The organism is Streptomyces sp. NPDC003720 (assembly GCF_042875075.1).
Taxonomy (GTDB): domain Bacteria; phylum Actinomycetota; class Actinomycetes; order Streptomycetales; family Streptomycetaceae; genus Streptomyces.
This window is the reverse complement of record NZ_JBIANZ010000008.1, coordinates 349,504-373,339: the sequence shown is the minus strand read 5'-3', so window position 1 is coordinate 373,339 and position 23,836 is coordinate 349,504. Positions and strand designations below refer to the sequence as shown.

Genomic DNA, 23,836 nt, shown 5'->3' with positions numbered 1-23,836 from the left:
GATCGCCGTGGGAGGGCATGACCCAGACATGCGGCACCCTCGACTCCCGCCCCCGTACCCGCCCCCGCCGGAGCGGTCGGCGGAGCTGCGGCGGCGGTTCGGCGCCGAGGCCCGGTCCGAGCGGCCGGACCTGTCGGCGCTGTGCCTGCTGATCGGCGCGGAGGCGGACGGCTCGCTGGGCGAGGACGGGATCGACGCGGCCCAGCAGGAGCTGGACGGGCTGGCCGGGCGGCTGCCGTACCGGCCGGGCGGGCCGCGGGCGTGGGCGGAGGCGGTGTGCCGGCTCCTGGGCGAGGGCGAGGCGTTCCACGGCGTCCCCGCCGACTACCAGCGGCTGGAGTCCTCGCTGCTGCACGAGGTGCTGCGGCGGCGGCGCGGGCTGCCGATCCTGCTGTCGGTGGTGTGGCTGGAGGTCGCCCGGCGGGCCGGGGCGCCGGTGTACGGGGTCGCGCTTCCGGGGCACTTCGTGGTCGGGTTCGGGACGGCGCGGGAGCAGGTGCTGGCCGATCCGTTCGACGGCGGGCGGGTGCTGACCGGTACGGACGCCGAGCTGCTGGTGGCCGGGGCGACCGGGGCGCCGTTGCAGCCGTCGATGCTGGAGCCCGCGCCCCCGCTGGAGGTCGTGCAGCGCATCCTCAACAACGTCCGGGCGTGGGCCTCCGCCCGTCCCGAGCGGTCGGACGTCGCGCTGTGGGCGGTGGAGCTGAGCCTGCTGCTGCCCGCGCATCCGGCCCGGCTGCGCTACGAGCGCGGTCAGCTGCTGGTGCAGCGGGGCCAGTTCGAGGAGGGCGCCACGGAGCTGGACGCGTACGCGCATCTGATCGAGGTGGTCGACGAACCGGCCGCCGACCGGGTGCGCCGCCAGGCCCGGACCGCCCGGGCGATGCTCAACTAGGAGGCCGGGCCCGGCCCGGGTCTCAGAGCCAGCCCTTCTCACGGGCCGTGCGGACCGCCTCCGCCCGGTTGCGGACCGCGAGTTTCTGGATGGCCGTGGAGAGGTAGTTGCGGACCGTGCCCTGGGACAGGTGCAGGGCCGCCGCGAGTTCCGCGTTGGTGGATCCGTCGGCCGCCGCGCGCAGGATCTCGCGTTCGCGGTCGGTGAGGGGGTTGGCGCCCTCCGCGAGGGCGGCGGCGGCCAGCGTGGGGTCGATGACCCGTTCCCCGGCGAGCACCTTGCGCACCGCGGCGGCGAGTTGGGCGGCCGGCGCGTCCTTGACCAGGAAGGCGTCGGCGCCGGCCTCCATCGCGCTGCGCAGGTAGCCGGGGCGGCCGAAGGTGGTGAGCACGACGAGTTTCACGTCGGGGAACTCCCGGCGCACCCGGGCCGCCGCCTCGATGCCGGTGCAGCCGGGCATCTCGATGTCGAGCAGGGCCACGTCCACGCCGTGCGCGCCGACGGCCGCCTGCACCTCGTCGCCGCGCGCCACCTGGGCGACGACCTCGATGTCGTCCTCGAGGCCGAGCAGGGCGGCCAGCGCCTCACGGACCATCGACTGGTCCTCGGCGAGGAGGACCTTGATCGGGCTGCTCATGCCCGGATCCTACGTGCCCTCAGGGCGTCAGCGGCACACGGGCGACCAGCCGGAAGCCCTGCCGGGCACGCCCGGCCTCCAGCATCCCGCCGGCCTTCTCCAGCCGCTCCGTCAGGCCGGTCAGGCCGTTGCCCCGGTCGCCGCCGGAGCCGCCGGACCCGTCGTCCTCCACGGAGAGTTCGAGCATCGGGCCGTCCAGGGTCTGGCGGTGCAGGAGCTGGACGACGCAGCGGCGGGCGCCGCTGTGCCGGACCACGTTGGTGACCGCCTCGCGCAGCGCCCAGGCGAGCGCCGCCTCGCTGTCCTCCCCGGCGCCGGCGAGGTCCGGTTCGGCGGGCAGCTCGGCGCTCACCCCGGCCGCGGTCAGCGCGACCTGGGCGCCGGCCAGCTCGGCGGACAGCCGGGGGCGCCGGTACCCGGTGACGGCCTCCCGGACGTCCACCAGGGCCTGGCGGCTGACCTGTTCGATGTCGGCGACCTGCTGGGCCGCCTTGTCGGGGTGCCCAGGCAGCATCCGGCCGGCCAGCTCGCTCTTCAGCGTGATCAGGGACAGCGAGTGGCCGAGGAGGTCGTGCAGGTCCCGGGCGAGCCGCAACCGCTCCTCGTTGGCGGCGAGATGGGCGACGGTGGCCCGGGCCTCGCGCAGCTCGACCGTGGTGCGGATGAGCTGGACGACGCCGGTCATCGCGAATCCGATGAGCACCACCACCAGCACCAGGTTCCAGGCCGTCTCCAGGTCGGTGGCCAGGCCGACCAGCATCATCACCGCGCCGGTCGCCGGGACCGCCCAGTAGGCCGCCCGGAGCGGCAGGGCCGCCCCGCAGGCGACGGAGACGTAGCAGAACAGGCCGAGCCAGGCGGCGCCGAGCGTGAGGCACAGCACGACGGCCAGCAGGCAGAGGACGACGATGAGGCCGGCGACCAGGGGCCGGCGCATCGGCCGCCCCATGTTCCGGAAGACCAGCAGCAGGTAGACCCCGGCGAACACGGTCAGGCCGAGCCAGCCGGCCGCGGTGCCGGCGGGCGTGTGGTGGCCGGCGGCCAGGTCGTGGACCGGCGAGCTCATGAAGACCAGCCAGACGCCGACCCAGACGAGCTTGCGCAGCAGCTCACGCCGGTTGCGGGGCGTCTGCCCCAGCCCCGTCGCCCGCTCCGGGCAGCGGTCCTCGGTCGTCATGGCACTCACGCCTTCAGCGTGTCCTTCCGGTACAGCCAGGCCGCGCCGCCCGCGAAGAGGACGAAGTAGACGGCGAGGACGGCGATGTCCGTCGTGTGCGGGGCCTCGCTCTGTTCGATCGCCCGCCCCAGTGCAGCGTACGCGTGCGTCGGCAGCCACTCGGCGATGTCCTGCAGGATCCGCGGGAAGGTGGTGGAGGGCATCCACAGGCCGCCGAGGATGGACAGGCCGAAGTAGACGATCATCGTGATCGGGCGGACCGCGTCCCCGGAGGCGAGGTAGCCGATGGCGACGCCGAGCGCCGCGAAGACCAGGCTGCCCGCCCAGATGACCCCGGTGAGGGCCAGCCACTGCCAGGCGTCCAGGCGCACGTCCTTGAAGGCGGCGGCGACGAGGAACACCACGATGATGGACGGCAGGCTCACCACGGCCGCGCTCGCGGTCTTGGCGAGGACGTAGCCGCGACCGGGCAGCGGGGTCAGCCGGAGCTGCCGCACCCAGCCGCTCTCGCGCTCCTTGGCGATGCGCTCGCTGTTGCCCATGAGGACGGCGGTCAGGGCGCCGAAGGACGCCATGGAGACCATCAGGTAGGTGGCGACGGTCAGGCCGGTCGCGCCGACCTTCTCGCCGGAGCCGGCGCTGCTGGAGAAGATCAGGTAGATGAACGAGGGGTAGAGCACCGAGAAGAACAGGAACTTCTTGTTCCGCAGGGAGCGGGTCAGCTCCAGTCTGATCAGCGAGTTCATGACTGCCTGGCCTCCTCGGCCTCCGTGATGGCGACGAAGGCCTGCTCCAGGCCGAGCCCGGCGACCTCCAGGTTGCGGGGGTAGAGACCGAGGCCGTACAGGCCGTGGACGGTCGCGTCGGCGTCGGACGACTGGATGCGGACGGTCTGCCCCGAGACGTCGAAGGACGTGAGGAACGGAAGCCCGCGCAGGGCCGCCTCGTCGATGGTCCCCTCCAGGTCGAAGGAGATCCGGCGGGCTCCGGCGCGCGCCTTGATCTCGGCCGCGGTGCCGTCGGCGAGGAGCCGGCCCCGGTGCAGCACCAGCACCCGGTCGGCGATGGCGTCGGCCTCTTCGAGGTAGTGGGTGGCGAAGAGGACCGTACGGCCCTGGTCGGCCTGCTCGCGCATGGTGGCCCAGAAGGCCTGGCGGGCGGAGACGTCCATGCCGGTGGTGGGCTCGTCCAGGACGATCAGGTCGCTGTCGCCGGCGGTGGCGAGGGCGAAGCGGACGCGCTGGGCCTGGCCCCCGGAGAGCTTGTTTACCTTGCGGTCGGCGATCTGCGCGATGCCCGCGCGGGCGAGGACGTCGGCCGCCTTGTACGGCTTCGGGTGCAGGGAGCAGGCCAGCTTCACCAGTTCGGCGACGGTGACCTCGTCCATCAGCCCGCCGCTCTGCAGCATGGCCCCGACCCGCCCGGCGACGATGGCCTCGCGCGGGCTGGTGCCGAACACGCCGACCGTGCCGCCGTCGGGGTGCTTGAGCCCGAGCAGGAGGTCGAGGGTGGTGGACTTGCCGGCGCCGTTCGGGCCGAGCAGTGCGACGGTCTCCCCCGGGTACAGCCGGAGCGAGAGGCCGTCGACGGCCCGCACGTCCCCGTACGTCTTGGTCACCTGGTCGAACCCGACCACCGGGGTGGTGGTGGCCGGTGCCGCTGTCGTTGTCATGTCCCCATGCTGGCCGGTGGGGGCGGTGGCCCGGCAGTGTCGGCGGTCCTCGGTGCCGGATGACAGATGTCATGCGGTCGCGGTGACGCCACGGGGGTTCCGGTGACATGGCGAAGGGGGGCGTCCGGCCCGCGGACGCCCCCCTTTCCCGCCCGGCTAGCTCGGGTTCGTGTCGATGACCGCGACCCGGTTCGTCCGGCTCGTCAGCGCCTGGCGCAGGGCGACGTACACGTCCTGCGGGGTGACCGGCGTCTTCTTTCCGTTGCCCCGGGTGATGAGCACCCCGTCGAAGGTCTGGCCGTAGAGCTGCTTCAGGGCGTCCAGGTCCGGCTTGTCGGTGAGTTTGCCGTCGGGCGTGGCCGCGACCCGGAGGAACTTCCACAGCGACTTCTGCGGGCTCATCTGGATCGAGTGCAGGGCGTCGGTCCGCACCGTCACGTTGGCCGACATCGCCGGCTCCGCGAACTCCTTCATCTCCCGATCGACCTCGGCCTTGGTGACCGTCGGCTGCCTGGTGGCGGTCGGCACGGAGACGGGGGTGGCGGTATCGGTCTCCACCAGCGCGCGGTAGGCCTGGGCGACCGCCCGGGCCGAGCCGGCCGCGTCGATGGCCTTGCCCTCCTTGCCGTAGACGGCGACGGCCTTGCCGGAGCGGAACTCGACGCCGCCCTCGACCACGGAGCCGGAGCCGCCGCCGGTCTGCTGGAGGGCCGCCTGCAGCTTTTCCTCGTCCACCGGCATGACCGGCTCGACCTCGCGCTTCTGCCCGAACACGGAGCCGATCACGGAGACCGGGTTGTAGTCGCTCTGCGCCGCGTCGCTCACCGTGGCCGCGAAGTCGAACTGCAGCCCCGCGTTGTCGGGCGCGATGGACACGGTCTTGCCGCCCACGGCCAGCTTCAGCGGCTTGTTCACGCGCCCGCCGAAGGCGTCGTCGAGCTTCTTGACGGCCTCGTCGCGGGTGCCGCCGCCGATGTCGACGCCGAGCACGGTGGTGCCCTTGGGCACGTCGGTGTGGTTCATCAGCAGCCCGGCGCCGTAGACGCCGGCCGCGACGACGACCACGCCGACGGTGAGCAGCACCAGCTTGCTGCGGCCCTTCTTCTTCGGCTTGGCGGGCGCCTTGGACTGCGGGGCCGGGTCGGGCAGCTTGGGCGCCTGGTGCGGCACCGGTCCGTCGGTGGGCGCGCCGGGGCCGAACGGCGAGTTCCCGGCGGACGGGACGACCGGGATGCCGCTGGTGACGGTCTGCCCGGAGACGTTGCCGGCGGCGCGGTACCCGGGCGTGCCCGGTTCGGGGGCCGGCTTCTGCGGGGTGAGGATCGCGGTGTCGTCGCTGAGGCCGCCGCCGGGGCCGGCGAAGGCGCCGGGGGCCAGCGGGCCGCCCTGCCGGCCCTGGCCGTTCGCGCCGCCGGGCAGCGAGTGGCTGCCGGTGTCGCCGGGCCGGGGGTGGCTGCCGGTGTCGCCCGGCCGGGGGTGGCTGCCCGTGTCGCCGGGCAGCGCGTGGCTGCCGGCGTCCCCGTAGCCGCCGAAGGACTCGCCCGGATCGCGGTCCAGGTCGCTGAGCGCGCTCCTGGGAACGGCCGGCGGAATCCTCGGTCCGTCACCGGTGACCGGTCCGCTCGTCGGGCCCGCCGGGCCCTTCGGTCCGCGGCCGCCCTGGCCGTTGAAGCCGCCCGGGCCGCCGAGTCCGCCGGCACCGCCCGCCGCGCCGGCGGGACCGTTCTGTCCGCCGTCCGAGAAGAACGGCAGGTCGTCGCGGCTCGGCTCGTCGGCGCCGCCGGGGCGGGCGCCGCCGCGCGAGCCCGCGGCCAGCGCCTCGGTCACGTCGAAGGAGCCGGTGCCGCCGCCGTGGCCCGGGGCCACCGGGCCGCCGGTGGCGCCGGGCAGGCCGGCGCCGTTGGTGCCGCCGGGTCGGGAGCCGCCCGGTGCGCCCATGGCGCCGACCACACCGCCGGGGCGGCCGGCGGCCGGCCGCGGGGCCGGTGCGGCCGGTGCGGCGGGTGCGGCGGGTGCGGCGGGTGCGGACGGCGCCGCCGAACCGCCGGGCAGTCCGGCGCCGTTCGTGCCGCCGCCGCCCGGACCGCCCTTGGGCGCGGACGACTTGCGGGGCGCGAACCAGTCGCTGGTCTTCTCCTCGGCCTGCGGCGCGGGCTCGGCGGGCTTCTCGGCCGCGGCGGGCGCCGGGGCGGCCGGAGCCGGCCGCGGGTCGGAACCCGTGTCGTCCTTGGCGCCCTCGGCGTCGCCGACCGGCTTGCGCACCACGACCGGCGGGATGGGCCGGGACCCGGGGATGTTGATCCGGATCCGGGTCGTCAGCGTGGTCTCGGTCTTGCGTTCCTCCGGCTGCGCGGCCGAACGGCCCGCGTCCGCACCGGCTTCGGAGGCGACGGGGGTTCCGTACGGAGGCGTCCCGGAGGGGTATGCGGCTCCGCCGCGCCCGTTGGGCCCGGAGGACGGAGTGTCAGTTTCACGACTCAAGGCAGGTTCTCCCGGTTGGCTCCACCGCCCGTTACGACCTCAGCGGGCAGTTCGGCGGCGCGCACCACCATACTGGCCACTTCTGGCGCGTATCCCATGACCGCCGAGGAAATGCACACCGGACTCGCACGCGCGCCGCACGGCGAAGTGGTACGTCACTTGCCAAGTCGGGCAGCGCCGCCGCCGGGTTGCCGTCCCGGAGCAAGGGTGGCGCAGATCACAGCCACCGCCATGCCGCCGAACAGGAAGAGATAGGAGCCCAGTCCGGCGCTGAACAGGAAGTCGCCCTCCGGGCGGCTGGCGGTGAGCAGGATGACGGCGACGATCCAGCCGGCCACCGGCGCCACCGCCCCGCCCCGGCCGCGCAGCGCGTACGCGCCGCCGAGGAAGAGCCCGGCCGCGCCCGCGAGGGCGAGCAGCAGGCCGCCGGGGAACCAGGCGCCCTGGACCAGGGCCCCGGCGAGGCCGACGACCGCGCCGAGCAGGAACAGCCCGGCGTAGGCGGCCATCCGCCCGGCCGGGGGGCGCTGCAGCGGCTGGGCCAGCGCGGAACCGCGTCCTGCGGTGCTCATGACGCCTCCTCGTTGCCGGTGACACCTGCGAACAGGTCGGTCTCCCCGGGCTCGGCGGTACCGCGCACCAACTCGTAGTACTCGGTGGTGAACAGCGGCTGCGCCAGCTCGTTGGAGAGCGCGAAGTAGGGCTCGGCCACCTCGATCTGGGTGGCGTGGGCACGCATCGCGGCGGCCTTGGCCGGGGCGTGCGCGGAGCCGTCGACGGCGGTGGTGATCCGCTCGTCGTCGACCACTCCGGGCACGTCGGCCAGGGAGGCGCCCTTTGCGAACGGCAGCGCGGGAAGTTCGTCCTGGAGGCGGGCGAAGGCGGCCTCGGCGACGGAGCGCGGGACGCGGTTCCAGTAGACCTTCTGGATCCGGTGCCCCTGCTCGGCCGCCAGCTCGACGGCGCGCATGGCGACGCGGTGGGCCTGGATGTGGTCCGGGTGGCCGTAGCCGCCGTCGTCGTCGTAGGTGACGAGGACCTGCGGGCGGACCTCCAGGATCACCTCCACGAGCGACCCGGCGGCGGTGTCCAGGTCGGCCTGCCAGAAGCAGCCGGGGTCCTCGTTGTCGGGGATGCCCATCATCCCCGAGTCGCCGTAGCGGCCCGCGCCGCCGAGCAGCCGGAAGTCCGTCACGCCCAGCTCGCGCAGGGCCGCGGCCAGCTCGCCGCGGCGGTGCGCCCCCAGCGCGGCGCCGGACAGGTGCCGCAGCTCGGGCGGGATGACCTCGCCCCGCTCACCGAGGGTGCAGGTGACCAGGGTCACATGGGCGCCCTCGGCCGCGTACCGGGCCATGGTCGCGCCGTTGTTGATCGACTCGTCGTCCGGGTGCGCGTGCACCAGCAGCAGACGCCGGTCGGGCAGTTCCGTCATGGGACCACCCTACGAGGCGTCGCGCGGCGTCGTCCGGAAGCCGGCTCCCCCATCGGCGATCTCACGATTTTCCCGATTCACGCGCCCCACGGCGCGGGGTCACCCCTACCTTGATGAGTGATCGCGCCGTCGCGCACGGTCACTGGAACTACGGAGGGGCGCGGATGTCGGTGGACGGTGAGGCGGTGCGGGTCCGGGCCGGTGCGGCGCAGGCCGATGAGGCGGGATGGGAGGTGGACCCGGACGACGACTGGGCGCTCGCCGTGGTGGCCACCGTGGGGAGGCAGTTGCGGCTGCGCCGGGAGGCGGCCGGGATGCGGGCCGGCGAGTTCGCGGCGGCGGTCGGCTACGGCGAGGACCTCGTCTACAAGATCGAGGCCGGCAAGCGGATCCCCCGGCCCGAGTTCCTGGACACGGCGGACGAGGTGCTGGACGCCGGGGGCCTCGTCGCGGCCATGAAGGAGGACGTGAGGAAGGTCCGGTACCCGAAGAAGGTGCGGGATCTGGCGGAGATGGAGGCGCGGGCGGTCGAGATCGGGGTTTACGAGTGCAGCAGCATCGCGGGCCTGCTGCAGACTCCTGAGCACGCCCGGGCGTTGCTGGAGTGCTGGCTGCCCGCCTACTCGACGGAGGATCTGGAACGAAGGGTGGCCGCGCGCATGGCCAGGCAGTCCGTTTTCGACCGGTCACCGGCGCCGTTCCTCAGCTTCGTCCTGGAGGAGTCGGTCCTCCTCCGCCGGGTCGGGGGCACAATGGTGCGGAGGCAACAAATCGAACATCTGCTGGACGTGGGGCGGTTGAACAACGTCTCACTCCAGGTCATGCCGATGGACAGTGCGGCCCACTCAGGCATGGGAGGCAGGATCGAGCTGCTGAAGTTCGAGGACGGGACAGGGGTGGGACGCTCCGACGGCGCGTTCAACGGCCGCCCGGCCTCCAGTCCGAGGCAACTACGCATCCTCGAACTGCGATATGGCACGATCCGAGCCCAGGCTCTCCCGCCCGGGGAGTCACTGGCCCTCATCGAGCGACTGCTTGGAGAGACATGACCCACAAGGCTTCCACCTGGGAAACCTCTGACCTGGCGTGGTTCAAGAGCAGCTACAGCAGCGGCCCCGACGGCGACTCCTGCGTGGAGATCGCGACAGCCCCCCGCACCGTGCACGTCCGTGACTCCAAGGACGCCGAGGGGCCGCGCCTCGCCTTCGCCCCCGCCGCCTGGTCCCGCTTCGTGCCGTACGCGGTCGAGGGCTGACCGGGCCGCTGCCGCCGCTGTCCGGCGTCGGCAGCCCTCAGAACTTGATGCTGCCGATCATGCTGGCGACGTTGGTCGTCAGCTCGCTGATCGTGGGGGCCACGGTGGAGGAGGCGAGGTAGAACCCGAGCAGCATGCAGATGACCGCATGACCGCCCTTCAGTCCCGACTTCTTGATCAGCAAGAAGACGATGATCGCCAGCAGCACCACCGCCGAAATCGAGAGTGCCACGGCGGCTCACCTCCAAAAATCCCAGGGACGCGGGGGGTTCGGACTATGGGGGTTGTGACCCGGTCGTATGCCGGGCGTCGATCCGTACGGCAAGTCCATGCGGACGCCAGCGGGTTCATACCCACTCAGCGGTAGTGATCATAACTATCCGTGCTCGCGCATCGCTCGGCGCACGGCCGCACAAGGGGGCGCATGGCCAATATGGTCGGGGTATGACGACCGAGGCTCACTCCTTCCCCCGTCGGCACGCCCGCACGCAGCGGTTCACGCTCGGCGCGCCGCGTGCGTTCGCGGTGGCACCCGACGGTTCGCGTGTCGCGTTCCTTCGTTCCAACTCCGGTACCGACCGGGCCAATTCGCTCTGGGTCCTGGACCCGGCGGACGGCTCGGAGCGCCTGGCGGCCGATCCGGCCGCCCTGCTGCAGGGCGCCTCCGAGGAGCTTCCGCCCGAGGAGCGGGCACGCCGGGAGCGCAGCCGGGAGGGCGGGGCCGGCATCGTCGGCCACGCCACCGACGCGGCCGTGGAGTTGGCGGCTTTCGCCTTGTCAGGGCGGCTTTTCACGGCCGAACTGCGGGCCGGCACCGCACGCGAACTGCGGGTTCCGGGGCCGGTGATCGATCCGCGGCCGTCGCCGGACGGACGGCACATCGCGTACGTGGCGCGGGGCGCGCTGCGGGTGACGGGCGCCGAGGGCGAGGACGACCGGGCGCTGGCGGAGCCGGAGGCCGAGCAGGTGACCTACGGGCTCGCGGAGTTCATCGCGGCCGAGGAGATGAGCCGCAGCCGGGGTTTCTGGTGGGCTCCGGCCTCGGACCGGCTGCTGGTGGCGCGGGTGGACGACACGCCGGTGCGGCGCTGGTGGATCGCCGACCCGGCCCACCCGGAGCGTGACCCGAACCACGTCGCGTACCCGGCGGCGGGGACCCCTAACGCGGACGTCCGGCTCTTCGTCCTGGGTCTCGACGGGGGGCGCACGGAGGTCGCGTGGGACCGGGGGCGCTATCCGTATCTGGCGCGAGTGCACTGGTCAGAGGCGGGGGCGCCGCTGATCCTGGTGCAGTCCAGGGACCAGCGCAGCCAGCTCTTCCTCGCGGTGGACCCGGACACCGGCGCGACCCGGATGGTGCATGCCGACGAAGATCCAACATGGCTGGAACTGTTCGGCGGAGTGCCCTGCTGGAGCCCGTCCGGGCAGCTCGTCCGGATCGCGGACGAGGGCGGCGCGCGGGTGCTGACCGTGGGCGAACGCCCTTTGACCGGGCCGCAGTTGCACATCCGTTCGGTCCTCGACGTGACGGCCGACGACGTACTGGTCACGGCCTCGGCGGGCGAGGAGGCCGCGGCGCCGGAGATCGGCGAGATCCATGTCTACCGGGTGAACGAGCTGGGCGTGGAGCGCGTGTCGCAGGAGCCGGGCGTGCACACGGCCGTGCGGGCCGGGGACGTGACGGTGCTGGTGTCGGCGACGCTGGACAGTCCGGGGACCCGTGTCCAGGTGCTGCGTGACGGAAAACGAACGGCCACTGTCACCTCTCACGCCGAAGATCCCGGTTTGTCCCCCCGCGTGACGCTCACCCAGGGGGGCGCACGCCGAATTCCGTGCGCCGTGCTTATGCCTACGGACTACCACGGTGACACTCCCCTCCCCGTGCTCATGGACCCCTACGGTGGCCCGCACGGCCAGCGGGTGGTCGCCGCGCACAACGCGCACCTGACCTCGCAGTGGTTCGCCGATCAGGGGTTCGCGGTGGTCGTGGCCGACGGGCGGGGCACGCCGGGCCGCTCGCCGGCGTGGGAGAAGGAGATCCGGGACGACCTCGCGGCCGTCGTGCTCCAGGACCAGGTCGACGCGCTGCACGCGCTCGCCGGGGACTTCCCGCTGGACCTCGGCCGGGTGGCGGTCCGGGGCTGGTCCTTCGGCGGCTACCTGGCGGCGCTGGCGGTGCTGCGCCGCCCGGACGTCTTCCACGCGGCGGTGGTGGGCGCGCCGGTCACCGATCTGCGGCTGTACGACACCCACTACCAGGAGCGCTACCTCGGTCTGCCGGACGAGCAGCCGGAGGTGTACCGCCGCAACTCGCTGATCGACGACGCGGGCCTGGTCGACGCGGCCGAGCCGCACCGGCCGATGATGGTCATCCACGGCCTGGCGGACGACAACGTGGTCGTCGCCCACTCCCTGCGGCTGTCCTCCGCCCTGCTGGCCGCGGGCCGGCCGCACGAGGTGCTGCCGCTGTCCGGGGTGACCCACATGACCCCGCAGGAGACCGTCGCGGAGAACCTGCTGCGCCTGCAGCTCGACTTCCTGCGCCGTTCGCTGCCGCAGCCGGGCGAATCTGCGTGAAGCGCCTTAACGAACAGGCAACTTCGCGGAAGCGGTGCCGATATACGCACGCGCGAGACTGATCGACGTACGGCCGTGCGGGTGCCGTGAGCGGGCCGGGATGCGCCATGTCATCCCGGCCCGCTGCCGTTGCCGGCGGGCTGCCCGGCCTCCCGCGTCCCGTCGGCGCCGGGGCGCCTCACGGGCAGCGTCTCGGCGAAGTGGCAGGCCGAGTCGTGCGCGGCCGGGCCGCTGCCCGGGCGGAACGCCTCCGGCACGGCCAGGGCCGGCACCTCCCGGGCGCACCGCTCCCGGGCCTTCCAGCAGCGGGTGCGGAAGCGGCAGCCGGAGGGGATGTCGGTGGGCGACGGCACGTCGCCGGACAGGATGATCCGCTCGCGGTCCTCCCTGGAGTCCGGGTCGGGCACCGGGACCGCCGAGAGCAGCGCCTGGGTGTACGGGTGGGTCGGATGCTCGTAGATCTCGGTGTCGGTGCCGGTCTCCACGATGCGCCCCAGGTACATCACCCCGACCCGGTCCGAGATGTGCCGCACGATCGACAGGTCGTGCGCGATGAACACGTAGGAGAGGTCGAACTCCGACTGGAGGCGGTCCAGGAGGTTGATCACCTGCGCCTGCACCGAGACGTCCAGGGCGGAGACCGGCTCGTCGGCGACGATCACTTCGGGGCGCAGCGCCAGGCCCCGCGCGATGCCGATGCGCTGGCGCTGGCCGCCGGAGAACTGGTGCGGGTAGCGGTTGATGTGCTCCGGGTTGAGACCGACGACGTCCAGCAGTTCCCGGACCCGGCGCCTGCGGTCCCCCTTGGGGGCCGCCTCCGGGTGGATCTCGTACGGCTCCCCGATGATGTCCCCCACCGTCATCCGGGGGTTGAGCGAGGTGTAGGGGTCCTGGAAGACCATCTGGATGTTGCGGCGGACGGCCTTCAGGGCCCGGCCCGACAGTCCGGTGATGTCCTCGCCCTTGAACCGGATCGAGCCCGCGGTCGGCCGTTCCAGGTTGCACAGCATCTTCGCCACCGTCGACTTGCCGCAGCCCGACTCGCCGACGATGCCGAGGGTCTCGCCCCGGCCCAGGTGGAAGTCGACGCCGTCGACCGCCCTGACCGCGCCGATCTGCTTCTGGAAGACGATGCCCCGGGTCAGCGGATAGTGCTTGACGAGGCCGCCGACCTCCAGGACGGGCTCAGTGGTCGCGGTCATCCAGGCACTCCCTCCAGAAGTGGCAGGCGCTGCCGCGCTCCGCGGAGACGGGGTACAGCGGCGGCTCGTCGGTGCGGCAGACGTCCCGTGCCATCGGGCAGCGGGGATGGAAGGCGCAGCCGGGCGGGATGTGCGTCAGGCTGGGCGGCAGGCCCTTGATGGCGTACAGCTCCTTGCCCTTGAGGTCCAGGCGCGGGACGGAGTCCAGCAGGCCGCGGGTGTAGGGGTGCGCGGGCGCCTTGTAGATGTCGTGCACGGGGGCCGACTCCACGATCCGGCCCGCGTACATGACCGCGATGCGGTCGGCCACGTCCGCGACGACCCCCAGGTCGTGGGTGATCAGGATCAGGCCCATCCGGTACTCGCGCCGCAGCTCGGCCAGCAGCTCCATGACCTGGGCCTGCACGGTGACGTCCAGGGCGGTGGTGGGCTCGTCGGCGATGATGAGCGCGGGCTCCAGGGCCAGCGCCATGGCGATCATGATGCGCTGGCGCATGCCGCCGGAGAACTGGTGCGGGTAGTCCCGCACCCGCTGCGCGGCGGCCGGGATGCGCACCCGGTCCATCAGCTCGACCGCCCCGGCCCGGGCGTCCTTCTTCGACATGCCCCGGTGCACCACGAACATCTCGCCGAGCTGGTCGCCCACGCTGAGCACGGGGTTGAGGGCGGACAGGGCGTCCTGGAAGATCATCGCCATCTCCGAGCCCCGGACGGCGCGCCGCTCCTCCTCCTTCAGCGGCAGCAGGTCCCGGCCCTGGAAGAGGATCTCCCCGCCCGTGATCCTGCCCGGGGGCGTGTCGAGGATGCCCATCACGGCCTGCGCGGTCACCGACTTCCCCGAGCCGGACTCGCCGAGCACCGCCAGGGTCTCCCCGGCGTCGACGGCGTACGACACCCCGTTGACGGCCTTGGCGACCCCGTCCCGGGTCCGGAACTCCACGTGCAGGTCGCGCACTTCGAGCAGCATGCGGCCGGTCACCTCAGCTTCGGGTCGAGGGCGTCGCGCACCGCGTCGCCGAGCATGATGAACGCCAGGACCGTGACGGCGAGGGCGCCCGCGGGCCACAGCAGCGCGTGCGGGGCGTTGCGGACGTAGGGCGAGGCGGCGGAGATGTCGATGCCCCAGGAGACGCTGGGCGGCTTGAGGCCGACGCCGAGGTAGGACAGGGTCGCCTCCAGCGCGATGTACGTGCCGAGCGCGATGGTCGCGACGACGATCACCGGGGCGACGGCGTTCGGGGCGATGTGCCGCAGCAGGATCCGGGAGTGGGAGGCGCCGAGGGCGCGGGCCGCCTGGACGTAGTCGTTCTGCTGGACGGTGATGACCGAGCCGCGCGCGATGCGGGAGATCTGCGGCCAGCCCAGCAGCACCATGAACCCGATGACCGGCCAGACCGTGTTGCTGGTGACGACGGACAGCAGGACCAGACCGCCGAGGACGACCGGGATGGCGAAGAAGATGTCGGTGCCGCGGGAGAGCACCGAGTCCCACACTCCGCCGAAGAACCCGGCCAGGGCGCCCAGCACCGACCCGAGCAGCGCGACCCCGAGCGTGGCGCAGACGCCGACCGTGACGGACGTACGGGCGCCGTACACGGTCCGGGTGTAGACGTTGCAGCCCTGGCCGTCGTACCCGAAGGGGGCGCCGGGGCCGGGACCGTCCTGGGCCTTGGCCAGGTCGCAGCTCAGGGGGCTGCCGGGGGCGATCGCCGAGGGCCACAGGGAGATGAAGACCAGGAAGAGGATGACGAGGGCGGAGAGCAGGAAGACCGGGTTGCGGCGCAGTTCCCGCCAGGCGTCGGACCACAGCGAGCGCGGCCGGCCGGTGTCCGCCGCGGCCCCGGCGCCGGGGCCGCCCGGGGCCGGCTCGAGCGTCGTCGCCTCACTGGTCGCGAAATCCATGGCGCCTCCCATGCCGGTTCCGGCGATCGCACCGTCCTGCTCCGGTCGCCGTTCAGGCATAGCGGATCCTCGGGTCGAGTACGGCGTACAGGAGGTCCACCAGCAGGTTGGCGACCAGGAAGACCAGCACGAGCACGGTCACGAAGCCGACGACCGTCTGGGTGTTCTGCCGCAGGATGCCCTGGTAGAGCTGGTAGCCGACGCCGTGGATGTTGAAGATCCGCTCGGTGACGATGGCGCCGCCCATCAGCGCGCCGATGTCGGTGCCGATGAAGGTGACCACGGGGATGAGGGAGTTGCGCAGCAGGTGCCGGGTGATCACCCGGCGCCGGGGCAGCCCCTTGGCGACGGCCGTGCGCACGTAGTCGGCCCGCTTGTTCTCGGCGATGGAGGTGCGGGTCAGCCGGGTGACGTAGGCGAGCGAGACGGAGGCGAGGACCAGGCCGGGCACGATCAGCTCGTCGAAGGACGCGGCCGGGGAGACCGAGGGTTTGATCCAGCCCCACTCGACGCCCAGCAGCAACTGGAGCAGCAGACCGGTGACGAAGGTGGGCACGGCGATGACCACGAGGGTGACGACGAGCACCGAGGTGTCGACGGGCCGGCCGCGCCTCAGCCCCGTGACCACGCCCAGGGCGATGCCGACGACGATCTCGAAGAGGATCGCCACGATCGTCAGCCGGATGGTGACCGGGAACGCCGCCGCCATCAGCTCGGTGACCGGCTGGCCGTTGAACGCCGTCCCGAAGTCCCCGGTGAAGATGTTCACCATGTAGGTCCCGTACTGCTGCAGGATCGGCTTGTCGAGGCCGAACTCCCTCTTGAGCTGGGCCGCCGTCGCCGGGTCGCAGCTCCGTTCGCCGCACAGGCCGGCGACGGGGTCGCCCATGACGTTCACCATCAGGAAGATCAGCGCCGTGGCCCCGATGAACACCGGGACCATCTGCAGCAGCCGCCGCACCACGTAGCGCCCCATGACGGCTCAGCCGACCTTGATCTCGTTGTAGACCGGGACGCTGAAGGGGTTGAGCGCGACGTGGGACAGGCGCGCGGAGTAGCCGGCGCTGCCGTTCTGGTACCACAGCGGGATGGCGGCCATGTTGTCCCGCACCACGCCCTCGGCCTGCTGGAAGAGCGCGACCGAGCGGGCGGTGTCGGTCTCGGCGTTGGCCCGGTCGACGAGCCGGTCGAACTGCTTGTTCGACCACGTGCCGTCGTTGGAGGAGGCTCCCGTGTAGTACAGCGGCTGCAGGAAGTTCTGGATCAACGGGTAGTCCATCTGCCAGCCGGCCCGGAAGGGACCGGGCATCTTGTGCCGCGAGATCTGGTTGCGGAAGTCGGCGAAGGTGCCGATCGGGTTGCCGACGCAGGCCCGGTCGTCGCCGAGGGCGTTGTTGATGGAGTTGCACACGGCGTCCACCCACTGCTTGTGGGAGCCCGAGTCGGCGTTGTAGGTGATCTTCAGCCGTCCGCCGGGGATGCCGCCGCCCTCCCGGATCAGCTTCCTGGCGCCGCCGGGGTCGTAGTCGCAGGCGTGGCCGCACAGGCCGGACTGGTAGCCGCCCTTGGCGCCGAGGACCGGGGAGGTCCAGTCGGTGGCCGGGGTGCGGGTGCCGCGGAAGAGGGTGCGGGTGATCTGCGCGCGGTTGATCGCCATGGACAGGCCCGTGCGCACCTTCCGGGCTCCGGAGGTGTTCCACCTGGGGTCGTAGAACGGGAAGGCGAGGGTCTGCAGGATGCCGGCCGGGGTGTTGATGTAGCGGCCGTCGAGGTCGGTCCGCACGTTCTTGAGCTGGGTGGCGGGCACGTCGTCGACCAGGTCGAGGTTGCCGGCCAGCACGTCGGTGTACGCGGTGTTGTTGTCCGTGTAGACCAGCAGGCTGACGCCCTCGTTGCGGGCCCGGTCCGGGCCCGGGTAGGCGTCCCACTTCTCCAGGGCCATCGCCGAGCCCTTGGTGTACGAACGGACCCGGTACGGCCCGTTGCCGACCGGCTTGCTCACCCAGGCCGCGTGGTCGGTGAAGAACGCCTTCGGGAGCGGGGCGAAGGCGACGTAGCCGAGGGTGTCGGGGAAGCTGGAGAACTTCTGGTTGAGCCGGACGGTGAAGGTCAGCGGGCCGGTGACGCTGAGGCCCGACAGGGTGTCCGCGGTCTGCCGGCCGCTGTCGGGGTGGACCTTGTCGTAGCCCGCGATGTAGCCGAAGAAGTAGGCGTTCTTCTGGTTGTTCCGCAGGCTCGCGCCGTAGTTCCAGGCGTCCACGAAGGACCTCGCGGTCACCTTCTCGCCGTTGGAGAAGGTCCAGCCGTCCCTGACCCGGACCGTGAAGTTCGTGGAGTCCCGGGTCTCGATGCTCTCGGCGAGCATGTCCTTCGCCTGGCCGGTCCTCGGGTCGTACCGCTTCAGGCCCCGGAAGATCATGTCGAGCACCTTGCCGCCCTGCACCTCGTTGGTGTTGGCCGGCTCCAGCGGGTTCTGCGGGTCGCCCCAGGAGGAGGTCAGCACCCCGGCGCCGCCCGCGCCGCCGGCGCCGCCCCCGCAGGCCGTCGCGGCGAGAGCCAGGGCCAGCGCGCCCGCGGCCCGTCGGGCGTGCCCGGTTGGGCGCATCGGCACCTCCTCGTGATACACAATCAGACATATCACGTGAAAAGGCTGATAAAACTCACGCCTCGCGGCGGATTCCCCGATCCGCTTACTGATCGGCGGATCAGCAGGCAGACTCGCGGCATGGTCGATCGCGCATTCGCCGACATGGAACTCGCCTCGCTGTACGACAGGTTGAACGCCTGGGGCCCCGACGACGACTTCTACCTGGGGCTCGTCATGGAGGCGGAGACGGTCCTGGACGTCGGCTGCGGAACCGGCCGGCTGCTGCGCGCCGCCCGGGACGCGGGACACCGGGGCCGGCTCACCGGCCTGGATCCGGCCGCGGCCATGCTCGTACAGGCGCGGCGGGCCGACCCGGCGGGTGAGTGGGTGCTCGGGGACCTCACGACGCACCGCTGGGAGGGGGCGTTCGACCTGGTCGTGATGACCGGTCACGCCTTCCAGGAACTGCTCGGCGACGACGACGTGCGCGCCTGCCTGCGCGGGGTCCGGCGGGCGCTCGCCGAGGGCGGCCGGTTCGTCTTCGAGACGCGGAATCCGGCGGCCCGCGCCTGGGAGCGCTGGACGCCGGAGAAGGTGTACGAGATCCCCGACGGGGACGGCGGCCTCGTGAAGGTGTGGCACGACGCCGAGCCGGCCCCCGTCGGGGACCGGCTCGGTTTCACGGAGACCTACGCGGGCGCGCGGTGGGACCGGCCGCTGGTGTGCCACAGCACCCTGCGGTTCCTCGGCGCCGACGCCCTTGACGGCTTCCTCGGCGAGGCCGGACTGACCGTCGCCGAGCGCTACGGGGACTGGCGGCGGGGGCCACTGACCCCCGCCGGCCCCGAGATCATCACCGTGGCCCGGGCTTCTTAGGCCTCCGGGGTGTCGCTCTCCTCCAGCGCCAGCAGTGCCGGGTCCATGACGATGTCCTCGTCGCGGGCCTCGGTCGTCGGCTCCTCCGGGAAGTGGCAGGCCGTCAGGTGGCCGGCACGGTTGCCGGAGAGCTGCACCAGCGGCGGCTCCTCCGTCGCGCACTTGTCCTGCGCCTTCCAGCACCGGGTGCGGAAGCGGCAGCCGGACGGCGGGTGGATCGGCGAGGGGACGTCGCCGGAGAGCCGGATGCGCTCCCGGTCCGCGGTGTCCCCGTCGACGCCGACCTCCGGCACGGCCGACAGCAGGGCGTGCGTGTAGGGGTGGCGCGGCCGGTTGTAGATCGACTCGCGGTCACCGACCTCGACGATCTTGCCGAGGTACATGACCGCGACGCGCTGCGAGAAGTGCCGCACCACGGCGAGGTCGTGGGCGATGAACAGGAAGGCGATGCCCAGTTCCTTCTGGACCTCCTGGAGCAGGTTCACCACCTGCGCCTGGATGGACACGTCCAGCGCGGAGACCGGCTCGTCCGCCACGATCAGCTTCGGGTTCAGGGCCAGCGCGCGGGCGACGCCGATGCGCTGACGCTGACCGCCGGAGAACTCGTGCGGGAAGCGGTTGTAGTGCTCCGGGTTCAGGCCCACGAGCTCCAGCAGCTCACGGACCTTCTTCTCCCGGCCGCCCTCCGGGTCGATCCCGTTGACCTCCATCGGCGACTTGATGATCGAGCCGACGGTCTGCCGCGGGTTCAGCGAGGAGTACGGGTCCTGGAAGATCATCTGGATCTCGGACCGCACGGGCGCGATCTGCCGGCGCGAGGCGTGCGTGATGTCCTGCCCGGCGTAGGTGATCGAGCCGGCGGTCGGCTCCAGCAGCCGGGTGATCAGCCGGCCCGTCGTCGACTTGCCGCAGCCGGACTCGCCGACCAGGCCGACGCTCTCGCCGACACCGACGGTCAGGTCGATGCCGTCGACGGCCTGCACCGCGCCGACCCGCCGCTTGATCGGGAAGCCGCCGTAGATCGGGAAGTGCTTCGTGAGGCCCTTGACCTCGAGCAGCGCCTCCGCCGGGGTGCCGGAGGTGTCCTGCTGTGCCGGGAGGGTGAGGTTGTCGCTCATGTCTCGGTTCTCCCTAGCGCAGCCGGGGCTGGATCTTGTCGATGAAGATGGTCTGCTTCTGCTCCGCCGTGAGGTGGCACGCGGCGGCACGACCCTCGCCCAGCGGCGGCCGCACCTCCGAGCAGAGGTTGCCCTCCACCTCTTCCCGGAACGCGCAGCGCGGGTGGAAGCGGCATCCGGTGGGCGGGTTGAGCAGCGAGGGCGGGCTGCCGGGGATCGGCGTCAGGTGCTGGTCGAGGTCGCTGTCCAGACGCGGCATCGAGCTGAGCAGGCCCCAGGTGTAGGGGTGCTTCGGCTCGTGCAGCACCTCGCGGACGCTGCCGCGCTCCACGGCCCGGCCCGCGTACATCACCAGCAGGTCGTCGGCCATGTGCGAGATGACGCCGAGGTCGTGGGTGATGAAGATGATCGCGGAGCCGAACTCCTGCTGGAGGTCCTTCAGCAGGTCGAGGATCTGCGCCTGCACCGTCACGTCGAGCGCGGTGGTCGGCTCATCGGCGATCAGCAGCTCGGGGTCGCACATCAGCGCCATGGCGATCATGGCGCGCTGGCGCATACCGCCGGAGAACTGGTGCGGGTAGTCGTCGAAGCGGACCTTCGGCTGCGGGATGCCGACCTTCTCCAGCATCTGGATGGCCCGGTCCTTGGCCTCCTTCTTGGAGGCGCCGCGGTGCTTCATGAACGGCTCGGACAGCTGGCGGCCCACCGTGTAGAACGGCGACAGCGCGGTCAGCGGGTCCTGGAAGATCATCGCCATCTTGTTGCCGCGGAGCCGCTCGAGCTCCCGCTCACCGGCGGTGACGAGTTCCTTGCCGTCGAGGACGATCTCGCCGTCGACCTGGGAGGTCCGCGGGTTGTGCAGGCCCAGGATCGTCAGGTTGGTGACGGACTTGCCGGAGCCGGACTCGCCGACGATGCCCAGGGTCTTGCCGCGCTCGACGTCGAAGGAGAGGCCGTCGACCGCCTTGACGATGCCGTCCTCGGTGGAGAACTGCACCTTCAGATCGCGCACCGAGAGGAAGCTCTCCGGACCGGTCGGGGCCGACGCGTCCTCGGTCTTGGTCAGTGTGGTCACGGTGGTTCGTTCTTCCTAGGAGAGCCGGACGCGCGGGTCGATCCAGGCGTACGCGATGTCGGTGAGGATGTTGAAGATCAGGATGAAGAAGGCACCGAACAGCATGACGCCCATGGTCATGGGGAGGTCCTTGTGGATCGCGCCGTCCACGGCCAGGCGACCGATGCCCTGCAGGGAGAAGGTCAGCTCGGTGACGACGGCGCCGCCGAGCATGCTGCTCAGGTCGATGCCGAGGACGGTGACGATCGGGATGAGCGCGCCACGCCAGGCGTAGCGGAAGAAGACGTACTTGCGCGACATGCCCTTGGCGCGGGCGGTGCGCACGTGCTCCTCGGCGAGCTGCTCGATCATCGAGGAGCGCGCCATACGGGTGTACTGCGCGGTGAAGATCGTGGCCATCACCAGGGTCGGCAGCAGCATGCCGGTGAACCAGCCCCAGGGGTCCTGGGTGATGGGGACGTACGCGGGGTTCTCCATCCAGCCCGTGCTGTAGACGAAGATCCACAGGACGATCGGGCCGAGCAGGTAGATCTGGAACGAGCTGAGCACCATCGAGGCGCCGGTGGCGACCTTGTCGACCACGGAGCCGCGCTTGTACGCGGCGATCATGCCGGCTCCCACGCCGACCACGAGGAAGACGACCGCACCGCCGGCGGTCAGCGTGAGCGTGGTCGGGAAGCGGTCCAGGATCGTCGACCAGACCATCTCGCCCGAGTAGAACGACTGGCCGAGGCACGGAGCGTCGCAGTGGCCGGCCGGGAAGTCACGGCCGGTGAAGATGCCCGACATGAAGTCCCAGAACTGCTGGGCGATCGGGAGGTTGAGACCGAGGGCCTGGCGGATGTCCTCCAGCCGCTGGGGAGAGCAGTCCTTGCCACAGGCCAGGGAGGCGTAATCGGACGGCGCGGCTACGAAGAGGAAGAACGTGACGGCGCCGATGAGGAACAGGGTGACCAGGGCACCGACCGTGCGCCGGAGGATGAACTGAAGCATGGCGGGAGGGCTGCTCTCTGCGGAGACGAGTGGGAGGTTTCACGGAGGTGCGGGGACGCGCTCCGCCTGGTGCGCGTCCCCGCGTTCAGCCGTAGAGAGTTACGACTTCTTCAGGAACAGGTGGTTGATGTCGAGGAGGCTCGACACCGAGCTGTAGCGGGTACCGCCCACGTTCGAGCCCGAGAGCTGGAACTGCTTGGTGTACCACAGCGGAGCCGCCGGCACGACCTTCTCCAGCAGGTAGTGCTGCGCCTCCTTCCAGGTGGCCGCGGCCTGCTCGGGCTTCTCGTTGAGCGCCTTCTTGATCAGCGCCTGCACCTTCGGGTCGTTCACGTGCGAGTAGTTCGACGCACCGTCGGCGACCTGGTCACCGTCGTAGATCGGGGTGACGACCGTCGACGGCGACGGCCAGTCCTGGCCCCAGCCGGTGATGTACATGTCGTACGGGTTCTTCAGCTTGCCGATCTGCTCGTAGAAGCTCGCGGCGTCGACCTCCTTGGAGACGACGTTGAAGCCCACCTTGGTCAGCGCGTCCTCGATGGCGACCTTGCGCTTCTGGCCGTTCTCGCTGTTCGGGTAGGCGAAGACGACCTTCTTCTCGGCGGCCGGGACGCCCTTCAGCATCTCCTGGGCCTTCGCGATGTTGCCCTGCTGCGTCTTCAGACGGCCGTAGGGGTCGTACTTGGCCTCGTAGCCCGGCAGCGTCGGGGCGAAGTAGTTCGGGGCCACGTCGCCGCCGTAGACACCACCCTCACCGGCGATGAGCGACTTGGAGTTCACCGCGTAGGCGATGGCCTGGCGGACCTTCAGGTCCTTCACGCGGTCCAGGTTGAACGTCAGCTGCATGACGTAGGGCTGGTAGCCCTTGACCGTGCGCTTGTTGACGGACGGCGTCTTGATGACGTCCTGGATCTGCGTGGCCTCGACGCCGCCGGTGAACTGGATGGCGTTCTTGTCGTTGCCCTGGTCGGCGATCAGACGCTTGGTCTGGGTCGACTCGGTGACGCCGAACTGGAAGTTGAAGCCGTCCACGTACTGGTGACGCACGGAGTCGGTCTTCGGGTCCCAGTTGGTGTTCTTGACGAGCACCAGGGACTTGCCGTTCTTGTACGTCTGGACCTTGTACGGACCGGTGGCGACCGGGGCCGAGTCGTACTTCTCCTTCGTGTCGTCCTTGGCCGGGACGATCGCGTAGCCGGCCATGGCCAGGGTCTGCGGCAGGTCCTGGCGCGGCGTGTCGAAGTGGAAGACGACGGTCTTGTCGTCCGGGGTGTCCAGGACGGACTTCGGCAGGTGCTTGCCGTCGAAGCCGCCCTTGGGCAGCGCGTCGCGGTACTTGGCGCCGCTCAGCCAGGTCTGCAGGTAGGTCGGGCCGTCGAAGATGAACTTCGCGTACAGGCGCTCGACGGAGTGGCGGACGTCGGCGGACGTGATGGCGTTGCCCTTCGCGTCCTTGATGCCGTCCTTGAGGGTGAACGTCCAGGTCTTGCCGCCGTCGGAGGACTTGCCCGAGTCGGTCGCGAGGTCACCCACGACCGAGACGTTGCCCTTGTCGTCCTCCTTGAACTGGGTCAGGCGGCGGAAGAGCAGGTTGGCGACCTGGCCGGCGTCGGAGACGTAGATCTGGCCCGGGTCCAGGTGCGAGAGGCCCGCCTCCTGGTACACCGTGATGGTGCCGCCGCTCTGGGCGCCGGCTATGTCCTCGGCCGGACCGGTGGAGCCGGCGGCGTCGGCGTAGGTGACCGCCTTCGACTGGACCGAGGCTTCCTGCTGGTCCTTCTTGGAGTCCGCGCCGGAGTTGGAGCCCTTGTTCTCGGAGCATCCGGTGAGCACGAGGGAGCCGGCCGCGAGGGCGACGACGATGGCCTGCGCTCTGCGCGAGCTGAACGACTTCATGAGGCGAATGCACCTACCTGTCGGTTGATATTCCTGAGTACTGCCTGACGCGGCTGGTAGG

Annotated in this window: 22 protein-coding genes; 5 read left to right on the top strand and 17 right to left on the bottom strand. The window is 71.4% G+C overall.

Annotation, left to right across the window (positions count from 1 at the left end):
* Positions 1 to 28: 28 nt before the first annotated feature.
* Complete coding sequence (locus ACFYU0_RS23900) at positions 29 to 895, top strand: transglutaminase-like domain-containing protein (RefSeq protein WP_351662422.1); 867 nt, start codon at positions 29 to 31, stop codon at positions 893 to 895.
* A gap of 22 nt (positions 896 to 917) precedes the next feature.
* Here ACFYU0_RS23900 and ACFYU0_RS23895 read toward each other — a convergent pair whose 3' ends face one another.
* From ACFYU0_RS23895 to mshB, 7 genes are all read right to left on the bottom strand, one after another.
* Positions 918 to 1,532 carry a response regulator transcription factor gene (locus ACFYU0_RS23895; RefSeq protein ID WP_351662419.1) on the bottom strand — a complete coding sequence of 205 codons (615 nt, stop codon included), beginning with the start codon at positions 1,530 to 1,532 and terminating at the stop codon, positions 918 to 920.
* 19 nt (positions 1,533 to 1,551) lie between these two features.
* Positions 1,552 to 2,709, bottom strand: coding sequence for a sensor histidine kinase (locus ACFYU0_RS23890; RefSeq protein ID WP_389304133.1), 1,158 nt, complete (start codon positions 2,707 to 2,709; stop codon positions 1,552 to 1,554).
* Between the two features lie 5 nt (positions 2,710 to 2,714).
* Complete coding sequence (locus ACFYU0_RS23885) at positions 2,715 to 3,455, bottom strand: ABC transporter permease (protein ID WP_351662416.1); 741 nt, start codon at positions 3,453 to 3,455, stop codon at positions 2,715 to 2,717.
* Positions 3,452 to 4,381, bottom strand: a complete 930-nt coding sequence (locus ACFYU0_RS23880) for an ABC transporter ATP-binding protein (RefSeq protein WP_389304026.1) — start codon at positions 4,379 to 4,381, stop codon at positions 3,452 to 3,454. Before ACFYU0_RS23880 ends, ACFYU0_RS23885 begins: the two co-directional genes overlap by 4 nt.
* A 156-nt stretch (positions 4,382 to 4,537) precedes the next feature.
* On the bottom strand, positions 4,538 to 6,862 hold the full coding sequence (locus ACFYU0_RS23875; RefSeq protein ID WP_389304024.1) for a hypothetical protein: 2,325 nt from the start codon (positions 6,860 to 6,862) through the stop codon (positions 4,538 to 4,540).
* Between the two features lie 155 nt (positions 6,863 to 7,017).
* Positions 7,018 to 7,434 (bottom strand): DUF6113 family protein, encoded by a 417-nt coding sequence (locus ACFYU0_RS23870; protein WP_351662408.1) that lies wholly within the window; start codon positions 7,432 to 7,434, stop codon positions 7,018 to 7,020.
* A complete protein-coding gene (mshB, locus tag ACFYU0_RS23865; protein WP_389304021.1) occupies positions 7,431 to 8,294 on the bottom strand; it encodes an N-acetyl-1-D-myo-inositol-2-amino-2-deoxy-alpha-D-glucopyranoside deacetylase in 864 nt (287 codons plus the stop codon). The genes ACFYU0_RS23870 and mshB overlap by 4 nt, the downstream gene beginning before the upstream one ends.
* A gap of 164 nt (positions 8,295 to 8,458) precedes the next feature.
* Here mshB and ACFYU0_RS23860 point away from each other — a divergent pair, with 164 nt between their 5' ends.
* Positions 8,459 to 9,343, top strand: a complete 885-nt coding sequence (locus ACFYU0_RS23860; protein WP_389304131.1) for a helix-turn-helix domain-containing protein — start codon at positions 8,459 to 8,461, stop codon at positions 9,341 to 9,343.
* Entirely contained in the window at positions 9,340 to 9,549 is a 210-nt protein-coding gene (locus ACFYU0_RS23855; RefSeq protein WP_389304019.1) for a DUF397 domain-containing protein, read from the top strand. Before ACFYU0_RS23860 ends, ACFYU0_RS23855 begins: the two co-directional genes overlap by 4 nt.
* Positions 9,550 to 9,586: 37 nt before the next feature.
* Here ACFYU0_RS23855 and ACFYU0_RS23850 read toward each other — a convergent pair whose 3' ends face one another.
* A complete protein-coding gene (locus tag ACFYU0_RS23850; protein WP_020942059.1) occupies positions 9,587 to 9,781 on the bottom strand; it encodes a hypothetical protein in 195 nt (64 codons plus the stop codon).
* A gap of 212 nt (positions 9,782 to 9,993) precedes the next feature.
* Here ACFYU0_RS23850 and ACFYU0_RS23845 point away from each other — a divergent pair, with 212 nt between their 5' ends.
* Positions 9,994 to 12,126: a prolyl oligopeptidase family serine peptidase gene (locus tag ACFYU0_RS23845; RefSeq protein ID WP_389304017.1), complete on the top strand. Its 2,133-nt coding sequence runs from the start codon at positions 9,994 to 9,996 to the stop codon at positions 12,124 to 12,126.
* 110 nt (positions 12,127 to 12,236) lie between these two features.
* On the opposite strand, the gene ACFYU0_RS23840 is transcribed toward ACFYU0_RS23845, so the two are convergent.
* The 5 genes from ACFYU0_RS23840 to ACFYU0_RS23820 are packed head-to-tail and all read right to left on the bottom strand — an operon-like array spanning position 12,237 to position 17,835.
* Entirely contained in the window at positions 12,237 to 13,328 is a 1,092-nt protein-coding gene (locus ACFYU0_RS23840) for a dipeptide ABC transporter ATP-binding protein (protein WP_351662399.1), read from the bottom strand.
* Positions 13,312 to 14,295 (bottom strand): ABC transporter ATP-binding protein, encoded by a 984-nt coding sequence (locus tag ACFYU0_RS23835; RefSeq protein WP_351662397.1) that lies wholly within the window; start codon positions 14,293 to 14,295, stop codon positions 13,312 to 13,314. Before ACFYU0_RS23835 ends, ACFYU0_RS23840 begins: the two co-directional genes overlap by 17 nt.
* Positions 14,296 to 14,303: 8 nt before the next feature.
* On the bottom strand, positions 14,304 to 15,290 hold the full coding sequence (locus ACFYU0_RS23830; protein WP_389304014.1) for an ABC transporter permease: 987 nt from the start codon (positions 15,288 to 15,290) through the stop codon (positions 14,304 to 14,306).
* Positions 15,283 to 16,206 carry an ABC transporter permease gene (locus ACFYU0_RS23825; RefSeq protein ID WP_351662391.1) on the bottom strand — a complete coding sequence of 308 codons (924 nt, stop codon included), beginning with the start codon at positions 16,204 to 16,206 and terminating at the stop codon, positions 15,283 to 15,285. The genes ACFYU0_RS23830 and ACFYU0_RS23825 overlap by 8 nt, the downstream gene beginning before the upstream one ends.
* 6 nt (positions 16,207 to 16,212) lie before the next feature.
* Entirely contained in the window at positions 16,213 to 17,835 is a 1,623-nt protein-coding gene (locus tag ACFYU0_RS23820; protein WP_389304011.1) for an ABC transporter substrate-binding protein, read from the bottom strand.
* Between the two features lie 120 nt (positions 17,836 to 17,955).
* Here ACFYU0_RS23820 and ACFYU0_RS23815 point away from each other — a divergent pair, with 120 nt between their 5' ends.
* On the top strand, positions 17,956 to 18,693 hold the full coding sequence (locus ACFYU0_RS23815) for a class I SAM-dependent methyltransferase (RefSeq protein ID WP_389304009.1): 738 nt from the start codon (positions 17,956 to 17,958) through the stop codon (positions 18,691 to 18,693).
* On the opposite strand, the gene ACFYU0_RS23810 is transcribed toward ACFYU0_RS23815, so the two are convergent.
* The 4 genes from ACFYU0_RS23810 to ACFYU0_RS23795 form a co-directional block, all read right to left on the bottom strand.
* Positions 18,690 to 19,811, bottom strand: coding sequence for an ABC transporter ATP-binding protein (locus ACFYU0_RS23810; RefSeq protein ID WP_389304006.1), 1,122 nt, complete (start codon positions 19,809 to 19,811; stop codon positions 18,690 to 18,692). The genes ACFYU0_RS23815 and ACFYU0_RS23810 overlap by 4 nt on opposite strands.
* A 13-nt stretch (positions 19,812 to 19,824) precedes the next feature.
* A complete protein-coding gene (locus ACFYU0_RS23805; protein WP_351662382.1) occupies positions 19,825 to 20,886 on the bottom strand; it encodes an ABC transporter ATP-binding protein in 1,062 nt (353 codons plus the stop codon).
* 15 nt (positions 20,887 to 20,901) lie between these two features.
* On the bottom strand, positions 20,902 to 21,879 hold the full coding sequence (locus tag ACFYU0_RS23800) for an ABC transporter permease (protein WP_389304003.1): 978 nt from the start codon (positions 21,877 to 21,879) through the stop codon (positions 20,902 to 20,904).
* Positions 21,880 to 21,978: 99 nt separating this feature from the next.
* Positions 21,979 to 23,775 (bottom strand): ABC transporter substrate-binding protein, encoded by a 1,797-nt coding sequence (locus ACFYU0_RS23795; RefSeq protein WP_351662376.1) that lies wholly within the window; start codon positions 23,773 to 23,775, stop codon positions 21,979 to 21,981.
* Positions 23,776 to 23,836: the final 61 nt, after the last annotated feature.